The sequence below is a fragment of the Allobosea sp. 10L417 genome, from assembly GCF_056395485.1.
Window position 1 is genome coordinate 871889 of the sequence record NZ_JBFTJP010000001.1, and the last position, 17029, is coordinate 888917.

A 17029-nucleotide genomic window follows, 5' to 3' on the forward strand; every position below is an offset into this window, starting at 1 on the left:
CGAATTCGCTCAACATTTGCGGTCAGTTCAGCTTAAGGTGGCAAGAATCTTTAACAGGGAGCGGAAACCGATCATGCTGTCGAATGTCGCAGTCAGGGATATCGAGACCCTCGTCCATCCTTACACCAACCTCGCCACCCACCGGCAGAACGGGCCGCTGGTGCTGGAAAGCGGCAAGGGCATCTACGTCTACGATTCCGCCGGCAAGGAATATATCGAGGGCATGGCGGGCCTCTGGTGCACCTCGCTCGGCTACTCCAACCAGGAGCTGATCGAGACCGCCTATGAGCAGATGAAGAAGCTGCCCTTCACCCACATCTTCGGTGGGCGCAGCCACGACCCGGCGATCGAGCTCGCCGAGAAGCTCAAGGAGATCGCCCCGGTTCCGATCTCGAAGGTGTTCTACGGCGCGTCCGGCTCGGACGCCAACGACACCCAGGTCAAGATCGTCTGGTACATGAACAATGCGCTCGGCCGGCCGCAGAAGAAGAAGATCATCTCGCGGCTGAAGGGCTATCACGGCGTCACCGTCGCCTCGGCCTCGCTGACCGGCCTGCCGAACAACCATATCGACTTCGACCTGCCGCTGCCGGGCATCCTGCACACCTCCTGCCCGCATCATTACCGCTTCGCCGAGCCTGGCGAGAGCGAGCAGGACTATTCGACGCGCCTTGCTGCCGAGCTCGAGGAGATGATCCTGCGCGAGGGGCCGGACACGGTCGCTGCCTTCATCGCCGAGCCGGTGATGGGCGCCGGCGGCGCGATCATCCCGCCGGAGGGTTATTTCGAGAAGATCAACGCCGTCCTCGCCAAATACGACATCCTGTTCATCTCGGACGAGGTCATCACCGGCTTCGGCCGCACCGGCAAGATGTTCGGCACCGAGACCTACGGCATGAACGCCGACACGATCTCGCTCGCCAAGCAGATCACCTCGGCCTATTTCCCGCTCAGCGCCGTGATGATGAACGAGAAGGTCTATGAAGTTCTGGTCGACCAGAGCCGCAAGATCGGCACCTTCGGCCACGGCAACACCTATGCCGGCCACCCCGTCGGCTGCGCCGTCGCGGTGAAGACGCTGGAGATCTACCAGCGCGACAAGATCGTCGATCACGTCAACAAGGTCTCCCCGACCTTCGTCCGCCGCCTCGATAAGCTCGCCGAGCATCCGCTCGTCGGCGAAGCGCGCGGCGTCGGCCTCATCGGCGGCGCCGAGCTGGTCAAGGACAAGCAGACCAAGGCCTCGTTCGAGACCAAGAAGGGCGTCGGCGCCAAGGCCGTCGCCTACGCACTGGAAGAGGGCTTCATCACCCGCGCCATGGGCGACCGTCTCGCCTTCTGCCCGCCGCTCGTCATCTCGGAAGCCGAGATCAACGAGATGTTCGATCGCTGCGAGCGCGCGCTCGACAAGACGCTGAACTGGGCCAAGGCGGAAGGCCTGCTGGCCTGAGCGATTGGGCATAGGGAACATCTTGAGGCCGGGCGGCGATCGCCCGGCCTTTTTTTCTTTCCGTTCATCAATGTGGCCAAAACCGCTCCCGGCCCGAGATCGCCACGAACAAATCACAGACGCGCCCCGGCCCCGTCCTGATCCACGGGCAGTGTCGAGGGGTCGGCGGGCGTGAGCCCACGACGTCAGGTCATCAGAGAGTCAGGAGCCATGTTTCAACACGACGCCCGTCCCCAGATGCAGCCGCGCAAGAGTTTCCACGATGCCACGGCACGCGAAAACTACACGTCGCAGTTCCGCCCGATCGCGATTCAGGCGGTCGCTGCGGGAACCCGGCAGCTGTCAGGCGCGTTGAAGAAGCACGGCGAGGCACGCAGGACCGAACTCCCCGGCGTGCTCCGCCACGGTTTCGACGACTGAAACCTCCCTTCGAGACCCTAAACTGGCCGGTGCGGAGCTTGCTCCCACCGGCCTTTTTCGTGCGCCGGTCATCAGGGCGGAAGACGCCCCGAAACGAAAACGGGCGGCCCTGAGGCCGCCCGCCGAAACTCCGAAAACCGGCCTAAGACGTCAGACGACGATGACCTTGGCGCCGACCGGCACGCGATTGAACAGATCGATCGCATCGATATTGCGCATCCGGATGCAGCCGGACGAGGCCGAACGGCCAATCGTCTCGGGCTCGTTGGTGCCGTGGATGCGATAGAGCGTGTCGTGGCCGTTCTGGTAGAGATAGAGCGCGCGTGCGCCGAGTGGGTTCTCCGGCCCGCCATTCATTCCGCCCGCCACGGGCTTCAGATGCGGCCAGCGCTTGACCATCTCGGCCGGCGGCGTCCAACGCGGCCATTCGGCCTTGCGCTGCACCACCGCTTCGCCGGTCCAGCCATAGGCCTCGTCACCGGTGGCGACGCCGTAGCGGATGGCCTTCTTGTTCGGCAGGACGAGATAGAGGAACTTCTCCTTCGTATCGACATAGACCGTGCCCGGCGGCTGGCCGGTCGGATCTGCAATCTCATACGGAAGATAAGGCAGGTAAGTATCGAACTTGGGGACGAGCGCGATATATTCCGCATCGCGGGCTGACAGCTCCGGAGCGGCCACGCTCTTATACTGGCAGGCGCCGAGAAGGGCCGACAGTGCCAAGGCAACGAAAACGGTTTTCTTCATAGCCCCCACCAGCGCGACCCGAAGGCAGCCTTTATGATGAATCAAGAGTTAACGCTTCGTATCGCCCAAGACATACCCAAGAGGGCGACGGTCGGGCGAAGCACTAGGCGCCAAACCGGCAAGGCGCAATCAGGTTCCCTTTAGCGTGCCCTGAACGCGCGCAGCCGTGGCAAACAGGCCACGCTTTCGGCCCCGTTGACCGCAATCGTTTGGATTGATCCGCTTGACCACGCTTCTGATCACCCATCCGGCCGGCTTCGGCCACGCCATGCCGCCCGGCCACCCCGAATGCGCCGAGCGGCTGAGGGCCGTCGACCAGGCTCTGGAAGCGGAGCGTTTCGCGACACTGATTCGGGTGGAGGCGCCGCTCGGCACGCTCGAACAGGTGACGCTTTGCCACGCGGCCTCCTATGCCGAGGCGCTGGTCGCATCGAGCCCGGCCGCCGGCTTCGTTCAGGTCGACGGCGATACCTTCATGTCCCCCGGCACGATCGAGGCCGTCCTGCGCGCCGTCGGCGGCGCAACCGCTGCCGTGGATGAGGTCATGAGCGGCAAGGCCCGCAATGCCTTCGTCGCCATGCGCCCGCCGGGGCACCATGCCGAGCGCGATCGCGCCATGGGCTTCTGCTTCTTCAACCACGCGGCGATCGCCGCTCGCCACGCGCAGAAGGCCCACGGCGCCGCGCGTGTCGCCATCGTCGATTGGGACGTCCATCACGGCAACGGCACGCAGGACATCTTCTGGCAGGATGCGAGCGTCCTCTACGCCTCCACCCACGAGATGCCGCTCTATCCCGGCACAGGTGCGGCGTCGGAGCGCGGCGCCCATGGCACGATCGTGAATGTGCCCTTGCATCCTGGGGAAGGGTCGGACGAATTTCGTGAGGCCTTCGAGATCGCGATCCTGCCCCGCCTCGACGCGTTCCGCCCCGACCTCGTGGTGATCTCGGCCGGCTTCGACGCGCATTGGCGCGACCCGCTCGCCGGTCTCAACCTGCGCGAAGCCGATTTCGCCTGGGCGACACAGAAGTTGATGGAATTGGCCGACAGGCATGCCGGCGGCCGCATCGTCTCCGTTCTCGAGGGCGGCTACGATCTCGACGCCTTGGCGCGATCGGCGGCCGCCCATGTCGGCGCGCTGATGGGCGCCTGACCGCGCCTCACTCCAGCGGCGCCGTCTCCACGATCTCGATGCCGAAGCCGCCGAGCCCCACGAAAGAGCGCGGCGAGGAGGCGAGGTTCACGATCGAACTGACGCCGAGATCCCGCAGGATCTGCGCGCCGAGTCCGACCTCGCGCCATTGCTGGCTGCGCAGCGCGTCCGAGCCCTCTTCCTCGACGCTTTTGATCGGAACGCCGGCGCTGCCGTCGCGCAGATAGATGAGAACGCCCCGGCCTTCCTGCTGGAAGCGCCGCAGCGCGCCCTGGATGGAGCCGGCGCCGCGGAGCACGTCGGCGACGACATCGGCCCGGTGCAGCCTGGCCGGCACCTTCTCGCCGTCCCCGAGCTTGCCCATCACGAAAGCGAAATGCTGGGTGTTGTCGAACGGCGTGATGTAGACATGGCCGGTCATCTCGCCGAACTCGGTCTTGACCGGGAAGGAATGCACCCGCTCGACCAGCTTCTCGCGCAATTGGCGATAGGCGATGAGGTCGGCGACCGTGATCTGCTTCAGCCCGTGCTTCTCGGCAAAGGCGGTGATCTGGGCGCCCTTCATCACCGTGCCGTCGTCATTGGCGAGTTCGCAGATCACGCCGACCGGCGGCAGGTCGGCGAGCTTGCACAGATCGACGGCGGCTTCCGTATGGCCTGAGCGCATCAGCACGCCGCCATCCTTGGCGATCAGCGGGAAGACATGGCCGGGCCGGACGAAATCGGCCGCGCCCATATTGCCGTTGGCGAGCGCGCGGACCGTGTTGGTGCGCTGCTCGGCCGAGATGCCGGTCGTCAGCCCGTGCTTGACGTCGACCGTGATGGTGAAGGCCGTGCCGAGCGGGGCGTCGTTGGACGAGACCATCGGATCGAGGCGCAGGCGCCGCGCCTCGGCCGTCGTCAGCGGCGCACAGACGATGCCGCAGGTATTGCGGATGATGAAGGCCATCTTCTCCGGCGTGCAGAGCGAGGCGGCGACGATGAGATCGCCCTCGTTCTCACGATCATCGTCATCGGTGACGATGACGATCTCGCCGCGTGCGAAGGCTTCGATGGTCTCGGCGACTTTATTCGACATGGCGGCCTCGCGCGGCCCTGACAGGCCGAGAAAATCGTTGGGGGTGACGGCGCCGCCCGTAGCGGCGGCGATGCGCTCGGCGCTTTCGCGGGAAATCCAGGCGGCGGGGTCGTTGCAAAGCGCCGTCACGCTGGCCGGCGACAGGCCAACCCGCTTGGCGAAGGCGCTGCGCGCAATCTTGTTCTGCCGGAGCCAGACGTCGAGCTTCATGCCGCAAGCTAATACGACGAGGCTTCATCGGCAATGAACAATCGATGCATTTTCAGTATTGCTGAAATGCAAGCCGCTACGCGTTGTGCTCGGGCTTGACCCGAGCACGACGCGGGAGACGCACTTAAGGGCGCCTCTCCCGGCCAGAGATTCCCGGGCCTCCGCTACGCTTCATCCGAGAATGACGGCGCGAAACTCACTCCTGAAACGGCCAGCGCGGCTCGACCACGCCGACCTGCCCGCGATGGCGCAGATATTGATCCGCCAGCACGCAGGCGACCATCGCCTCGCCGACCGGCACGGCGCGGATGCCGACGCAGGGGTCATGCCGGCCCTTGGTGAACATCTCGGCTTCGCCGCCCGTCCGCGTCACGGTCGCGCGCGTCGCCAGGATGGAAGAGGTCGGCTTCACCGCGAAACGGGCCACGATCGGCTGCCCCGTCGAGATGCCGCCGAGAATGCCGCCGGCATGGTTGGAGAGGAAGAGCGGGCGCCCGTCATTGCCGGCGCGCATCTCGTCGGCATTCTCCTCGCCTGAAAGCTCGGCCGCGCCGAAGCCTTCGCCGATCTCGACGCCCTTGACCGCATTGATGCTCATCAGCGCCGCAGCGATCTCGGCATCGAGCTTGCCATAGATCGGCGCGCCCAGCCCCGCCGGCACGCCCTCGGCGACGATCTCAAGCACCGCGCCGATCGAGGAGCCGGCCTTGCGAATGCCATCGAGATAATCGGCGAAGAAGGCTGCGGCCTTCGCATCCGGACAGAAGAACGGGTTGCGGCCGACCTCCTCCCAATCCCAGTTGGCGCGGTCGATCTTGTGCGGCCCCATCTGCACGAGCGCACCGCGCACCACCATGCCCGGCACAACCTTGCGGGCGATGGCGCCGGCGGCGACCCGCATCGCCGTCTCGCGCGCCGAGGAGCGCCCACCGCCGCGATAGTCGCGGATGCCGTATTTCACATCATAGGTGAAATCGGCATGGCCCGGCCGGTACTTGTCCTTGATGTCGGAATAGTCCTTCGAGCGCTGGTCGACATTGTCGATCAGCAGCCCGATCGAGGTTCCCGTCGTCACCTGCACGCCGTCGCTCTCGCGCGCGAAGACCCCGGAGACGATGCGGACCTGGTCCGGCTCCTGACGCTGCGTGGTGAAGCGCGACTGGCCGGGGCGGCGCCGGTCGAGGTCGCCCTGGATATCGGCTTCCGTCAGCGGGATCAGCGGCGGGCAGCCGTCGACGACGCAGCCGATGGCAGGGCCGTGGCTCTCGCCGAAAGTGGTGACGCGGAAGAGATGGCCGAAGCTGTTGTGCGACATGGGAGCCCGTTGGGTTATGCACCGGCTCTTAAGCCGGATTGGGGCGCGGCGAAACCCCGCCCGGATGGTGGCGCCCATTGACAAGGCCGGGCCTCGCCGGCTTCAAGCTGACCGCATGAGTTGCCAGGCGCCCTGCCCCTCGCGCTCCTGGCGCCCCGGGAGCCCCATCATCGCGGGACTTTAGCCCCGAGCCGCCCGTCGGCGGTTTCGGGGTTGAGTAGGCTCGCGCCTGCCAGCGCAATCGCGGCAGCGAGCCACAGATCGTCAAATCACTCCCTGTCGCCAGCGCTCGCTCTTCAGGGCGGGCTCCGCCGCATGCCGGCCGCGCCGGCCGCACCGCTGTCTGCGGGCTTTTCCGATCTGTCGGGCATGCCGTGCCATCGACGCTCAGGCTCATCATGAAACCTTTCCGCCGGCGTCCCGTGCCGGGAACAGCGGCAGGCGTCAGCCTTGCCCGCGCCTTGTCCAAGCTCGGCTATTGCTCGCGCAGCCAGGCCGAGAAGCTGATCCTCGAGGGACGCGTCGACGTCGACGGCCGCCGCGCCCGCCATCCGGAGCTGCGCATCGATCCGCGGCGGGCGCGTCTGCGGGTCGATGGCCAGGCCGTTTCCGCCGCGAGCCGCGTCTATCTGATGCTCAACAAGCCGCGCGGCGTGGTGACGACGACCAGCGATCCGGAGGGGCGCCAGACCGTCTATGCCTGCCTGGAAGGCCTCGACCTGCCCTTCCTGGCCCCGGTCGGGCGCCTGGACATGGCGAGCGAGGGGCTGCTGCTCATGAGCAACGACACCCGCTGGGCGCAGCACATCCTCGATCCCGCTTCCGGCGTCGAGAAGACCTATCACGTCCAGATCGACCGCGTGCCGGACGAGACCTTCATGGCCCGCTTGCGAGGGGGAGCCACAGATGATGGCGAGATCCTGACGACCCGCGCCGCCACGCTGCTGCGCCATGGTCAGCGCAATGCCTGGGTCGAGATGGTGATCGACGAGGGCCGCAACCGACAGATCAGGCGGATCGTGGAAGCGGCCGGGGCCGAAGTCCTGCGCCTCGTCCGGGTCAGAATCGGCGAACTCGAGCTCGGAGACCTGCCCAAGGGCGCTGTCAGCGAGCTCGGCAGCATGGAAAGGGCACAGCCGCTGGCCGGCCGCGCCGCCCTCAAAGAAAAGACCTGGGGTTCGGCGCGCTGAGCGTCCGCTGGCTTAGTGCGCCGCGGCCTTCGCCGGCACGGCCGGCGCGCCCTCCCAGCGCGTATGCGCCGGCAGGTTCTCGCCCTTCATGATCACGGTCAAAAGCCCGACCTGGGCGTAGTCGCCGACATGGGTGTCGTAGAGCACGGTCGCGCCTGCCCCGACGCAGACGCCCTTGCCCAGCCTGACGCGGCCGACCTTCATCACGCGGTCCTCATAGAGATGCGTCTGAAGCGCCGAATGGGCGTTCACCGTGCAGAAATCGCCGACCTTGATGCAGTCGAACTCGGTGATATCCGTCGAGTCCAGCCAGACCCCCTTGCCGTATTTCGCGCCGAACAGCCTCAGAAACCAGGGCAGGAACGGCGTGCCGCGCAGATAGTCGAACAGTACCTTGCCGCCGAGGCCCCAATACATCACCGCGACGGCCTCGGTGCGCATCGCCCACCACGACCACATCGGCTTCATCACCGGCTTGTAGGTCCCCATCATCAGCCATTTGACGGCGGCGCAGATCAGCGCCTGCGCCACGGCGATCAGAACCGCCACCCCCATGAAGGAGACGACAAGGCCCAGCCAATCGCCCTCGTTGATCTTCTGCTGCAGCACCATGTCGACCGCGATCGTGCCGAAGGTAATGAACAGCATCGAGGGGAAGGAGGTGTGCAGCGCCTCGAAGACGCCGCGCCCGAACTGCTTGGCGAAGGAGGGCTTGTAGGTCCAGTCGGCACCGAGATCGACCTTCTGCCGGGTCGGCAGCTTGATCGGCGGCGAGCCGAACCAGGTGTCGCCGGGCTGCATCCGGTCGTTGGCCGGCGGCTTCGACTTGATGCCGATCAGCACGCGGTCGGGAATGACGGCACCGGGCGGCACGACCGCGTCGTTGCCGACGAAGACCTGCTCGCCCGTGCGTGTCGCGTCGAGGCGCATATAGCCGCGGCGCATATCCTCGTCGCCGAAGACGACCTCATCGGCGATGAAATTGCCCGAGCCGATGCCGGTGAGATCGTAGCGGCCGGAGAGGTTGGTCGAAATCTCCGCGCCCTTGCCGATGCGTGCGCCCATCAACCGGTACCAGGCCCGCATATAGATGGTGGCGAAGAGCGAGGAGAGCGTCTCCAGCGTCACCTCGGTTGCCAGCGCCACCGTCCATTTGCGCGCATAGAAGCCTGAATGGATTGAATACGAGCCGGAGGTCACGCGCGGCAGGATCGCCCAGCGCAGCCCCGCCATCAGCAGCACGGTGAAGGCGATGAGGCCGATCGCGGTCGGCCAGGTCAGGATAGGCAGGAACCAGAGATAGCTGATGTCGGTCCAGCCGGCGATGAAGTAGTCGATCTTGTCGAAGAGCCAGAAGGCCGGAAAGATCGGCAACAGGCTGACCGGCGGCAGCACCACCAGCATTAGGATGTAGAAGGCCGTCAGCAGCGCACGCCGCCCCATCGAGGCTTCCGCCTGCGGCGGCAGCGCGGCGAGATCGACCGTGCCGACCTTGCGTGCGGGCGTGCCGTCCCAGATCTCGGCCTCTCCCACATGGATGCCGGGTGGAATGGCGGTGAGATCGCCGATCTCGGCATGATTGCCGATGACCGAGCCATGGCCCAGCACGACCGAAGCCCCGGCCGAGACGTCCTTGCCGATCTTGATGCGGCCGATGATCAGCTTGTCGCCGATCGCCTCGCCATTGGCGAAGGTGGTCTTGGAGCCGAAGCTGGTGCCGTCGCCGATCTCGATCAGGTCGATGGCGCCCGCCTCGTAGTCGGAGATGATGACGTCGCGCCCCACCTTGGCGCCGAGCAGGCGCCAGTAGAAGCGCATCACCGGTGTGCCCTGGAGCCATTTGATATGGACGAGGCCGGCGACACGCGCCGCGAACCACCAGCGGAAATAATAGACGCCCCAGAGCGGGTAGACTCCGGGCTTGGTCCGGCCGAGCACGATCCATTTCAACGCGACGGCAACGAGGCCGGTCGCGACGATGATCATGATGTAGACGCCGAGCAGCGCGACAATCTGGCCGAGCAGCGGCAGGTCCTCACCCGAGAGGATCATGTAGGTAACGAAGACGCCGAGCCACTGCGCCGTCGACAGGCCGATGATCACCGGCAGCACCGCAGCCTGCGCCAAGCCGCAGAGGAAGCGGCGCAGGAAGGGCGGAGGCGTGAAGGAGAGGTCCTCCGCCGTCGCCGCGCCACGCTCGTCGAGCAACGCGGCCATCGCGCGCAGCGTCCGGGCGCCATAGACATCCTGCAACGTGATGCCGGCATAGGCCGGCGTCTCGCGCACGATCGAGATGAAGCGCGCCGCCAGCAGCGAATGCCCGCCGAGATCGACGAAGAAATCGGATTCCAGCGGCAGGCTGGCTGCGCCGAGCACGCGCCTGGCGGCGTCGAGCAACGCGGCTTCCGTCTCGTTGCGCGGCGGCTCCTGTTCGCCCTCGGCGCTCGGCGCCGTCAGCGGCGCGGCCTTGAGCATCTTGCGGTCGACCTTGCCGGAAACCATGCGCGGCAGCGAACCGACCGCCTCGAAATGCGCGGGAACCATATAGGGCGGCAGCTTCTCGCGCAGCGCCGCCCTCAGAGCAGCCCCGTCTACCGCCACGCCCGGCTCGGCCACGACGAAGGCAACGAGCCGCTCGATGCCGTCATCCGTGCGCAGCACGACCGCCGCCTGCGCCACGCCGGGCTCGTCGGCGAGCTTCGATTCGATCTCGCCGAGCTCGACGCGGAAGCCGCGGATCTTGATCTGGTCGTCGATGCGGCCGTGGAAGACGATGTTGCCGTTGGCATCGAGGCTGACCGCATCGCCCGAACGGTAGAGCACCGGATCGTCCGCGCCGGCCAGGCCTGAAAACGGGTTGGCGATGAACTTCTCGGCCGTCAGCTCGGGCCGTCCGTGATAGCCCTTGGCGACGCCCGGCCCGCCGATCAGGAGCTCGCCCTGTTCCCCCGGGTGAACGAGGCGCAGATCCTCGCCGACGACATAGGCGGTGTAGTTCGCAATCGGCTTGCCGATGGTGACGGCCTCGCCGGGGACGACCTCGGCAGCGGTCGCCACGACCGTCGCCTCGGTAGGGCCGTAGGTGTTGAGGATGCGCCGGCCCGGCTTCGACCATTTCTGGACGATTGCGGGGGGAAGCGCCTCGCCGCCGAGCAGGATCAGCTTCAGCGACGGCACATCGGTCGGCAGGATGCCGAGCAGGGTCGGCACGGTGTCGATGACGGTGACGCCGGCCTCGTTGAGGATGGCAGGCAGCTTCTCGGCATCGCCCATCATCTCGGGCGAGGCGACGAAGAGCGTCGCGCCGACGAGATATGGCGTCCAGATCTCCTCCATCGACAGGTCGAAGGCGACCGAGGCACCCTGGAAGACGACATCGTCGGGTCCGATGCCGTAGAGCGCGTTCCCGGAGCGCAGGAAATGGCAGATGTTGCGATGGCTGATGACGATCGCCTTCGGCGTGCCCGTCGAGCCGGAGGTGTAGATCAGATAGGCCGGATGATCCTTGGTCAGCCCGGCCGGGCGCGCCGGCGGCTCATGATCGTCCGCCGCGGCTGCGAGGATTTCAGGCGACCAGACCTTGCGGTCCGTCTCCTCGGCCCGGGCAGCCCAGCCGGCGCAGGTGACGATGCCCTTGGCTTCGGCGTCGTTGAGGCAGGTCGCGATGCGCTCGACCGGCGCATCCGCATCGAAGGGCACCCAGGCCGCTCCCGCGCGCGTGATCGCGATCTGTGCGACGAGGAGGTCGATGCCGCGCGGCATCCACAGGCCGACCATGTCGCCCGGCCCGACGCCGGCAAGCTGCAAGCCCCGCGCCTGCCGTCCGGCCCGGGCCCAGACCTCGGCATAGCCGAGGCGGCGTTCGCGATCGACAAGCGCAGGATGATCGGGGCGTGCGGCAACCGTGGCCGCGAAGATCTCGGCCAGCACCTCATCGTGGATCAGATCAGGGCGCTTCTCGCCGGCCAGCATGGCGAGGAGGTTTGCGCCGGCCTGATCAGACGCCGCCGGCAGCTTCGTCATATCGTTCATCGCGCCCCGCTGCGCTCAAAGCCCGCCGCTGTCACCGAGGCGACTCATGCCTTCGGCCCGGCGGCACCTTGCCACGCACCTTATGAAGAAACCCGGAATCCGTCGCCGTTGCGCCGCGACATCCGCGTGAGCCCCCCGGCCGGGCAGGCCGCCGCATCACGACGCTCTGCTAGCATATTCTTCCTGCCGAATCACGCGTGAACCGGCGATGAATGTGAAGCTGCGCCCGGAGCGGCCCGGGCGGCTCAGAGCCAGTCGGCCTGGTTTCCCGAGATCACGAGCAGCTTGCCCTGCCAGATCTCGACCCTCGCAGCGTCGCGTGGCGCAACCGCGCCGACCAGCGCCAGCACCGCCCGCGCTACCCCCCCGTGGCTGACGATCACCGTCTCGCGCCGCAAGCCTTCGAGCACCGGGCGCACCCGCTCTGCCAGCATGCGATAGCTCTCGCCGCCCGGCGGCACGAAGCCCCATTTGTCGCGCTCGCGCAGATGCGCCTGCTCGCGCTCGGCCTTGCGGACATCGCGCCAGGTGAAGCCTTCCCATTCGCCGAAGGTCAGCTCCCGCAGCCGGTCATCGACGGCGTAGCCGCCGTCCGGCAGAGCGAGTTCGCGGCGCAGGATGTCCATCGTTTCGCGCGCCCGCTGCATCGGCGAGGCGATGTAGTCGAGCTCCGCATAGGCCGGTTCCAGCGTCTTGAGGCGGTCGGCGGCCTCAGCCGCCTGCTCACGACCGAGCTCGTTGAGCGGGATATCCTGGCCGCCTTGCAGCCGCCCCTCACGATTCCAGTCGGTTTCGCCATGACGAACGAGGATGAGCCGATGCGAAAGCGATAGCGGTAGCATGCGGGGCTTCTGCACGCTGATGCCGCCCGCGTCAAAAGCCAATGACGTCCGGAGCCCATGCATCGGCCCCATAGCGACAATCGGCCGCTTTCTGTGGCCCATCGCACAAGGGGTGTGTATAGCGCCCTTGCCCAATCATCGGCGGAACCGCATGCCCTTCTCCCTCGCCTTGCCTGATGGCCGCTGCCTCGCGCTCGATGCGCAGCCGCTGGTCATGGGCATCGTCAACGTCACGCCCGATTCCTTCTCGGATGGCGGCCTGCACCTGGGCATCGAGGCCGCGGTGTCGCATGGCGAGCGCCTGGTGGCCGAGGGGGCGGGCATCGTCGATGTCGGTGGCGAGTCGACCCGGCCAGGCCATGCCACTGTCGATACCGAGACCGAGAAGGCGCGCGTGCTGCCGGTGATCGCCGGGCTGAAGGCCCGGATCGAGGCGCCGATCTCGATCGACAGCTACAAGGCAGAGGTCGCGGAAGCGGCGCTCGCCGCCGGCGCATCGATCGTCAACGACGTCTGGGGCGCCCAGCGCGACCCGCGCATCGCCGCCGTCGCCGCGCGGGCCGGCGCTCCGATCATCCTGATGCACAACCGCGAGAGGATCGACGCTGCCCTCGACATCTTCGACGAGGTGCTGCGCTTCCTCGAGCGCTCGATCGCGATCGCGACGCAGGCCGGCGTGCCGCGTGGCCAGATCGTCGTCGATCCCGGCATCGGCTTCGGCAAGACCATCAGCCAGAATCTCGACCTCATCCACCATCTCGATCGGCTGGGCGAGCTCGGCTGCCCGATCCTGCTCGGCGCCTCGCGCAAATCGACGCTCGGGCATATCACCGGCCGCGCGATCCCGGCCGAGCGCCTCGCCGCCAGCATTGCCGCCCATCTCTACGGCGCCAGCCGCGGCGCCGCTATTATCCGCGCCCATGACGTCGCGCCCCATATCGATGCGCTGAAGACCTGGGCCGCGATCGAAGACAGCACGAAGGCAGACCTGTGAGCGAAACCGGCCGCATCCTGATCGAGAAGCTCGATATCTACGCCTATCACGGCTTCTTCTCGGAGGAGGAGCGGCTCGGCCAGCGCTTCGTCCTCGACCTCGCGCTCGACGTCGACCTGCGCGCCGCCGCCGCCAGCGACCGCCTGGCCGATACGGTCGATTACGGGCGCGCCGTCGCCATCGTGAACGACGCTTTCACGGGCCGCCGCTATCACCTGCTGGAAGGCGCGGCGCGCGCCGTCGCCCTGGCGATCTTCGACGCCTTCCCCTCGGTAGAGGGAGTCGAGGTCACGCTGCGCAAGCCGGCTCCTCCGATTCCCGCGACACTCGGCTCGGTTGGCATCCAGTTGAGATTCCAGCGTGAAGGTTGAGGCCGCGCTCGCCTTCGGCGGCAATCTCGGCGACCCCGTCGCCGCCTTCGCCGCAGCCTTGCAGGGGCTGCGCGACCACCCCGCCATAGCGCTCGGCCGGCTGTCCTCGATCTATCGCACACCGCCCTGGGGCAAGACCGACCAGCCGGAATTCCTCAACATGGCGGCCCTGGTCGAAACCTCGCTCGCCCCGCAAGACCTGCTCGCCTTCTGCCTTGAGCTGGAGCGTGCCGGCGGCCGCGAACGGCGCGAGCGCTGGGGACCGCGCACGCTCGACATCGACATCCTGACCTATGGCGACGCGGTCATCGACCAGGCGAGGCTGCAGATTCCGCACCCACGCATTCCCGAGCGCGCCTTCGTGCTGACGCCGCTGGCGGAGATCCTGCCGCAGCGCCTGATCGGCGGGCGGACGGTGGCCGATCTGCTGGCCGCCACCGCAGACGAAACGATCCGCCGCGACGACGACGCGACGGATCGCTTGAAGGCGCTGCTGGCGGGCTAGCCGAAGGCCATGCGTCAATCCTCGTAAAGTTCACGCAGAATGGCCAGGGCATTGCTGAGCGTTGCCGGTGGGGCCGCGCCTAGCCGACGGATCAGTCTCTTCTTGTCGAGAGCCCTGCTTTGCTCGAGCAGGATCAGCCCATCAATGCCTTGAAATGAGATCGGCACCCTGAAGCCCGCCGGGCGGCTTTTTGACGTCATGGGCGCGACGATGACCGTGCGTAGATGATCATGAATCTCGGCAGGCGAGATGATCAGGCAAGGCCGCGTCTTCTGGATTTCGCTGCCCAACGTCGGATCGAGAGCCGCGAGCCAGATGTCCCCGCGCTTCACCATGTCAGTTCGGTGTCTTCGGCATTGCCGAATTCCGGCCAAGCCAGCGCATCATCTTCCGTAGCCGCGAGGCGTTTGGCATCTTCGGCCCACCCTTCGCGTGCCTGCCCCTGCAGCGGCTGGATGACAATGCGGCCCTGCTCGACGGTGAGCTCGACGCCATCGCCCGCCTTTGCCCCGATCTCGGCGAGAAGAGGCTTCGGGATGACGATTCCGGCCGAATTGCCGATCTTCTTGACGGCGCTGCGCATGGCTCCCTCCATCGACGATGGTAGGATAAGCGCAATCAGGCCCCGTTACAACAATGTTATAACGAAGCCAGGATCTTACTCGCCCTTGTCGAGCGAAATGTCCGGCGCGGTCGGCACCTTCATGCCGACGACATGGTAGCCGGCATCGACATGCATGATCTCGCCGGTGATGCCGCGCGACATGTCGGAGACGAGGAACACCGCGGTCTCGCCGACCTCCTCGATCGTGACGGTGCGGCGCAGCGGGGAGTTGTACTCGTTCCAGCGCAGGATGTAGCGGAAATCGCCGATGCCGGAGGCCGCGAGCGTCTTGATCGGCCCGGCCGAAATGGCATTGACGCGGATCTTCGAGGGGCCGAGATCGGCGGCGAGATACTGCACGCTCGATTCCAGCGCCGCCTTCGCGATGCCCATCACGTTGTAATGCGGCATCCACTTCTCGGCGCCGTAATAGGTCAGCGTCAGCAGTGAGCCGCCATCTGGCATCAGCTTCTCGGCGCGCTGGGTGATCGCCGTGAAGGAGTAGCAGGAGATCAGCAGCGACTTGGAGAAGTTCGCCTCGCTCGTCTCGACATAGCGGCCGGTCAGCTCGTCCTTGTCGGAGAAGGCGATGCAGTGGACGACGAAGTCGAGCTTGCCCCAGAGCTTCTCGACCTCGGCGAAGACCGCGTCGATCGTCGCGCCGTCGGTGACGTCGCAATGGCCGACGACATGGCCGCCCAGTTCCTTGGCGAGCGGCTCCACCCGCTTCTTCAGCGCATCGCCCTGATAGGTGAAGGCGAGTTCCGCGCCCGCGTCGGCCGCCGCCTTGGCGATGCCCCAGGCGATGGAGCGGTTGTTCGCGACGCCCATCACGAGTCCGCGCTTGCCCTTGAGGAGATTGGCGGTCGGCGAAACGGCGTTGGAATCAGGCATGGGGGACCCGCAGATGAACGATGAGCAGGTCTCTTAGAACAGTCGCAGGGAAGTGGGAACCGCTTTTGACGACGGCCTCCACGGCTGAATCATGCATCCGGCCCCAATCGGGGGCATTTTCCTCCGATCAAGGCCGGCAAAAGCTCCTCGCAGCAGGCTGAAAGGTCAGTCCGTGTCGCTGCGCGTCTTCATCAGGGCGGTCAGCTCGGCGTCGCTTGCCGGCATCTCGATGTCGATCGCAACGAAGAGGTCGCCAACCGCGCCCTTTTCGCCCTTGAGTCCTTTGCCGCGCAGGCGGAACTGCTTGGTCGTGCCGGTCAGCGGCGGAATCGTCATCTCGACGGCGCCGGTCAGTGTCGGGACGTGCAGCGGCCCGCCGAGCACCGCCTTGGTGAGCGGCACCGCGACGCGGGTGCGCAGATCCTTGCCGTCGACCGTGAAGCGCGGGTCCGGCTTGATCTTGATCGTCATCATGACGTCGCCGGTCTCACCGGAGAACGGATCGGTCTGACCCAGTCCACGCAGGCGCATCACCTTGCCATCGGTGACGCCCTCGGGGATCGTGATCTCGACCTCGCGCCCGGTTGGCAGCTTGACCCGGCGCGCGCCGCCGGTCACGGCCTGCGCCAGTGTGACCTCCAGCGTGAAGCTCTGCTCCGGCGGCTTCTGCGGCTCGGGCCGGCCGCGCGAGCGCCGGCTCGCCTCGCCAAAGAGCGAGGAGAAGATTTCCGAGGCGTCGAAGCCGGCATCGCCACCCGGCTGGCCGCCGCCGGGTTGCGCGCCGCCGCGCCCACCGAAGGGGTTGCCGCCCTGGCCGAAATTGAATTCGAAGCCGCCATTGCGTCCGCCGCGGCCGGCGCCCATGCCCTCGAAGCCCTGGAACTTCGGCTTGCCCGCGGCATCGATCTCGCCGCGGTCGAACTGCTTGCGCTTGGTCTCGTCGCCCAAAATCTCATAGGCGGTATTCAGCTCGGAGAAGCGGTCCTGCGCCTTCGGATCTTCCTGGTTGCGGTCCGGGTGCAGCTCCTTGGCGCGGCGGCGGAAGGCCTTCTTGATCTCCGCATCGCTCGCGCCGCGGGCGACGCCCAGAACCTGATAGGGATCGCGCATCCAAAACCTCGTTTTCACGCAAAGTCGAACTCCCGGCGCCCAAGCCGCCAGCCGTCCGCTTCGCCTAATCTGGGGATGGTGTGGCGCGAGCGCAACACCTTCGCGGCGCCGTTC

General features: G+C 66.6%; 16 protein-coding genes. 7 read left to right on the forward strand and 9 right to left on the reverse strand.

Translation table 11 applies throughout. The annotated features are described in order from the left end of the window. Nucleotides 1–73 precede the first annotated feature (73 nt). A complete protein-coding gene (locus tag AC1DE3_RS04435) occupies nucleotides 74–1450 on the forward strand; it encodes an aspartate aminotransferase family protein (protein WP_476781268.1) in 1377 nt (458 codons plus the stop codon). A 210-nt stretch (nucleotides 1451–1660) separates the two neighbouring features. Then, nucleotides 1661–1870 (forward strand): hypothetical protein, encoded by a 210-nt coding sequence (locus AC1DE3_RS04440; protein ID WP_441510133.1) that lies wholly within the window; start codon nucleotides 1661–1663, stop codon nucleotides 1868–1870. Nucleotides 1871–2020: 150 nt separating this feature from the next. On the opposite strand, the gene AC1DE3_RS04445 is transcribed toward AC1DE3_RS04440, so the two are convergent. Beyond that, nucleotides 2021–2617, reverse strand: coding sequence for a L,D-transpeptidase (locus tag AC1DE3_RS04445; protein ID WP_441472844.1), 597 nt, complete (start codon nucleotides 2615–2617; stop codon nucleotides 2021–2023). 223 nt (nucleotides 2618–2840) lie between these two features. On the opposite strand from AC1DE3_RS04445, the gene AC1DE3_RS04450 reads away from it, so the two are divergent. Further along, a complete protein-coding gene (locus AC1DE3_RS04450) occupies nucleotides 2841–3770 on the forward strand; it encodes a histone deacetylase family protein (RefSeq protein ID WP_476781267.1) in 930 nt (309 codons plus the stop codon). 7 nt (nucleotides 3771–3777) lie between these two features. Here AC1DE3_RS04450 and ribB read toward each other — a convergent pair whose 3' ends face one another. Both ribB and aroC read right to left on the reverse strand, forming a co-directional pair. Beyond that, nucleotides 3778–5058 carry a 3,4-dihydroxy-2-butanone-4-phosphate synthase gene (gene ribB / locus AC1DE3_RS04455; protein WP_476781266.1) on the reverse strand — a complete coding sequence of 427 codons (1281 nt, stop codon included), beginning with the start codon at nucleotides 5056–5058 and terminating at the stop codon, nucleotides 3778–3780. 196 nt (nucleotides 5059–5254) lie between these two features. Continuing rightward, on the reverse strand, nucleotides 5255–6373 hold the full coding sequence (aroC, locus tag AC1DE3_RS04460) for a chorismate synthase (protein ID WP_476781265.1): 1119 nt from the start codon (nucleotides 6371–6373) through the stop codon (nucleotides 5255–5257). 398 nt (nucleotides 6374–6771) lie between these two features. On the opposite strand from aroC, the gene AC1DE3_RS04465 reads away from it, so the two are divergent. Further along, nucleotides 6772–7563, forward strand: a complete 792-nt coding sequence (locus AC1DE3_RS04465; RefSeq protein WP_476781264.1) for a pseudouridine synthase — start codon at nucleotides 6772–6774, stop codon at nucleotides 7561–7563. 12 nt (nucleotides 7564–7575) lie between these two features. Here AC1DE3_RS04465 and AC1DE3_RS04470 read toward each other — a convergent pair whose 3' ends face one another. After that, complete coding sequence (locus AC1DE3_RS04470) at nucleotides 7576–11595, reverse strand: Pls/PosA family non-ribosomal peptide synthetase (RefSeq protein ID WP_476852106.1); 4020 nt, start codon at nucleotides 11593–11595, stop codon at nucleotides 7576–7578. A 245-nt stretch (nucleotides 11596–11840) separates the two neighbouring features. Next, on the reverse strand, nucleotides 11841–12437 hold the full coding sequence (locus tag AC1DE3_RS04475; protein ID WP_476781262.1) for a histidine phosphatase family protein: 597 nt from the start codon (nucleotides 12435–12437) through the stop codon (nucleotides 11841–11843). A gap of 151 nt (nucleotides 12438–12588) precedes the next feature. Here AC1DE3_RS04475 and folP point away from each other — a divergent pair, with 151 nt between their 5' ends. Genes folP through folK form a run of 3 tightly spaced genes read left to right on the forward strand, consistent with a single transcriptional unit; the run spans nucleotide 12589 to nucleotide 14307 of the window. Continuing rightward, nucleotides 12589–13431, forward strand: a complete 843-nt coding sequence (gene folP / locus AC1DE3_RS04480) for a dihydropteroate synthase (protein WP_476781261.1) — start codon at nucleotides 12589–12591, stop codon at nucleotides 13429–13431. Continuing rightward, complete coding sequence (gene folB / locus AC1DE3_RS04485) at nucleotides 13428–13802, forward strand: dihydroneopterin aldolase (RefSeq protein WP_476781260.1); 375 nt, start codon at nucleotides 13428–13430, stop codon at nucleotides 13800–13802. The genes folP and folB overlap by 4 nt, the downstream gene beginning before the upstream one ends. Further along, nucleotides 13792–14307, forward strand: a complete 516-nt coding sequence (gene folK, locus AC1DE3_RS04490) for a 2-amino-4-hydroxy-6-hydroxymethyldihydropteridine diphosphokinase (protein ID WP_476781259.1) — start codon at nucleotides 13792–13794, stop codon at nucleotides 14305–14307. The genes folB and folK overlap by 11 nt, the downstream gene beginning before the upstream one ends. A gap of 14 nt (nucleotides 14308–14321) precedes the next feature. Here folK and AC1DE3_RS04495 read toward each other — a convergent pair whose 3' ends face one another. From AC1DE3_RS04495 to AC1DE3_RS04510, 4 genes are all read right to left on the reverse strand, one after another. Then, nucleotides 14322–14642 carry a type II toxin-antitoxin system PemK/MazF family toxin gene (locus tag AC1DE3_RS04495; RefSeq protein WP_476781272.1) on the reverse strand — a complete coding sequence of 107 codons (321 nt, stop codon included), beginning with the start codon at nucleotides 14640–14642 and terminating at the stop codon, nucleotides 14322–14324. Further along, entirely contained in the window at nucleotides 14636–14890 is a 255-nt protein-coding gene (locus AC1DE3_RS04500; RefSeq protein ID WP_476781258.1) for an AbrB/MazE/SpoVT family DNA-binding domain-containing protein, read from the reverse strand. The genes AC1DE3_RS04495 and AC1DE3_RS04500 overlap by 7 nt, the downstream gene beginning before the upstream one ends. A 75-nt stretch (nucleotides 14891–14965) precedes the next feature. Then, entirely contained in the window at nucleotides 14966–15805 is an 840-nt protein-coding gene (gene fabI, locus AC1DE3_RS04505) for an enoyl-ACP reductase FabI (RefSeq protein ID WP_476781257.1), read from the reverse strand. 165 nt (nucleotides 15806–15970) lie between these two features. Then, nucleotides 15971–16915: a DnaJ C-terminal domain-containing protein gene (locus AC1DE3_RS04510; RefSeq protein ID WP_476852107.1), complete on the reverse strand. Its 945-nt coding sequence runs from the start codon at nucleotides 16913–16915 to the stop codon at nucleotides 15971–15973. Between the last annotated feature and the right edge of the window lie 114 nt (nucleotides 16916–17029).

Excerpts from the sequence above, each read along its gene's own strand:
- AC1DE3_RS04435 (WP_476781268.1), top strand. The coding sequence starts at position 74 with ATGCTGTCGAATGTCGCAGTCAGGGATATCGAGACCCTCGTCCATCCT.
- AC1DE3_RS04440 (WP_441510133.1), top strand. The coding sequence starts at position 1,661 with ATGTTTCAACACGACGCCCGTCCCCAGATGCAGCCGCGCAAGAGTTTC.
- AC1DE3_RS04445 (WP_441472844.1), bottom strand. The coding sequence starts at position 2,617 with ATGAAGAAAACCGTTTTCGTTGCCTTGGCACTGTCGGCCCTTCTCGGC.
- ribB (WP_476781266.1), bottom strand. The coding sequence starts at position 5,058 with ATGAAGCTCGACGTCTGGCTCCGGCAGAACAAGATTGCGCGCAGCGCC.
- aroC (WP_476781265.1), bottom strand. The coding sequence starts at position 6,373 with ATGTCGCACAACAGCTTCGGCCATCTCTTCCGCGTCACCACTTTCGGC.
- AC1DE3_RS04465 (WP_476781264.1), top strand. The coding sequence starts at position 6,772 with ATGAAACCTTTCCGCCGGCGTCCCGTGCCGGGAACAGCGGCAGGCGTC.
- AC1DE3_RS04470 (WP_476852106.1), bottom strand. The coding sequence starts at position 11,595 with ATGAACGATATGACGAAGCTGCCGGCGGCGTCTGATCAGGCCGGCGCA.
- AC1DE3_RS04475 (WP_476781262.1), bottom strand. The coding sequence starts at position 12,437 with ATGCTACCGCTATCGCTTTCGCATCGGCTCATCCTCGTTCGTCATGGC.
- folP (WP_476781261.1), top strand. The coding sequence starts at position 12,589 with ATGCCCTTCTCCCTCGCCTTGCCTGATGGCCGCTGCCTCGCGCTCGAT.
- AC1DE3_RS04495 (WP_476781272.1), bottom strand. The coding sequence starts at position 14,642 with ATGGTGAAGCGCGGGGACATCTGGCTCGCGGCTCTCGATCCGACGTTG.
- AC1DE3_RS04500 (WP_476781258.1), bottom strand. The coding sequence starts at position 14,890 with ATGCGCAGCGCCGTCAAGAAGATCGGCAATTCGGCCGGAATCGTCATC.
- fabI (WP_476781257.1), bottom strand. The coding sequence starts at position 15,805 with ATGCCTGATTCCAACGCCGTTTCGCCGACCGCCAATCTCCTCAAGGGC.
- AC1DE3_RS04510 (WP_476852107.1), bottom strand. The coding sequence starts at position 16,915 with ATGCGCGATCCCTATCAGGTTCTGGGCGTCGCCCGCGGCGCGAGCGAT.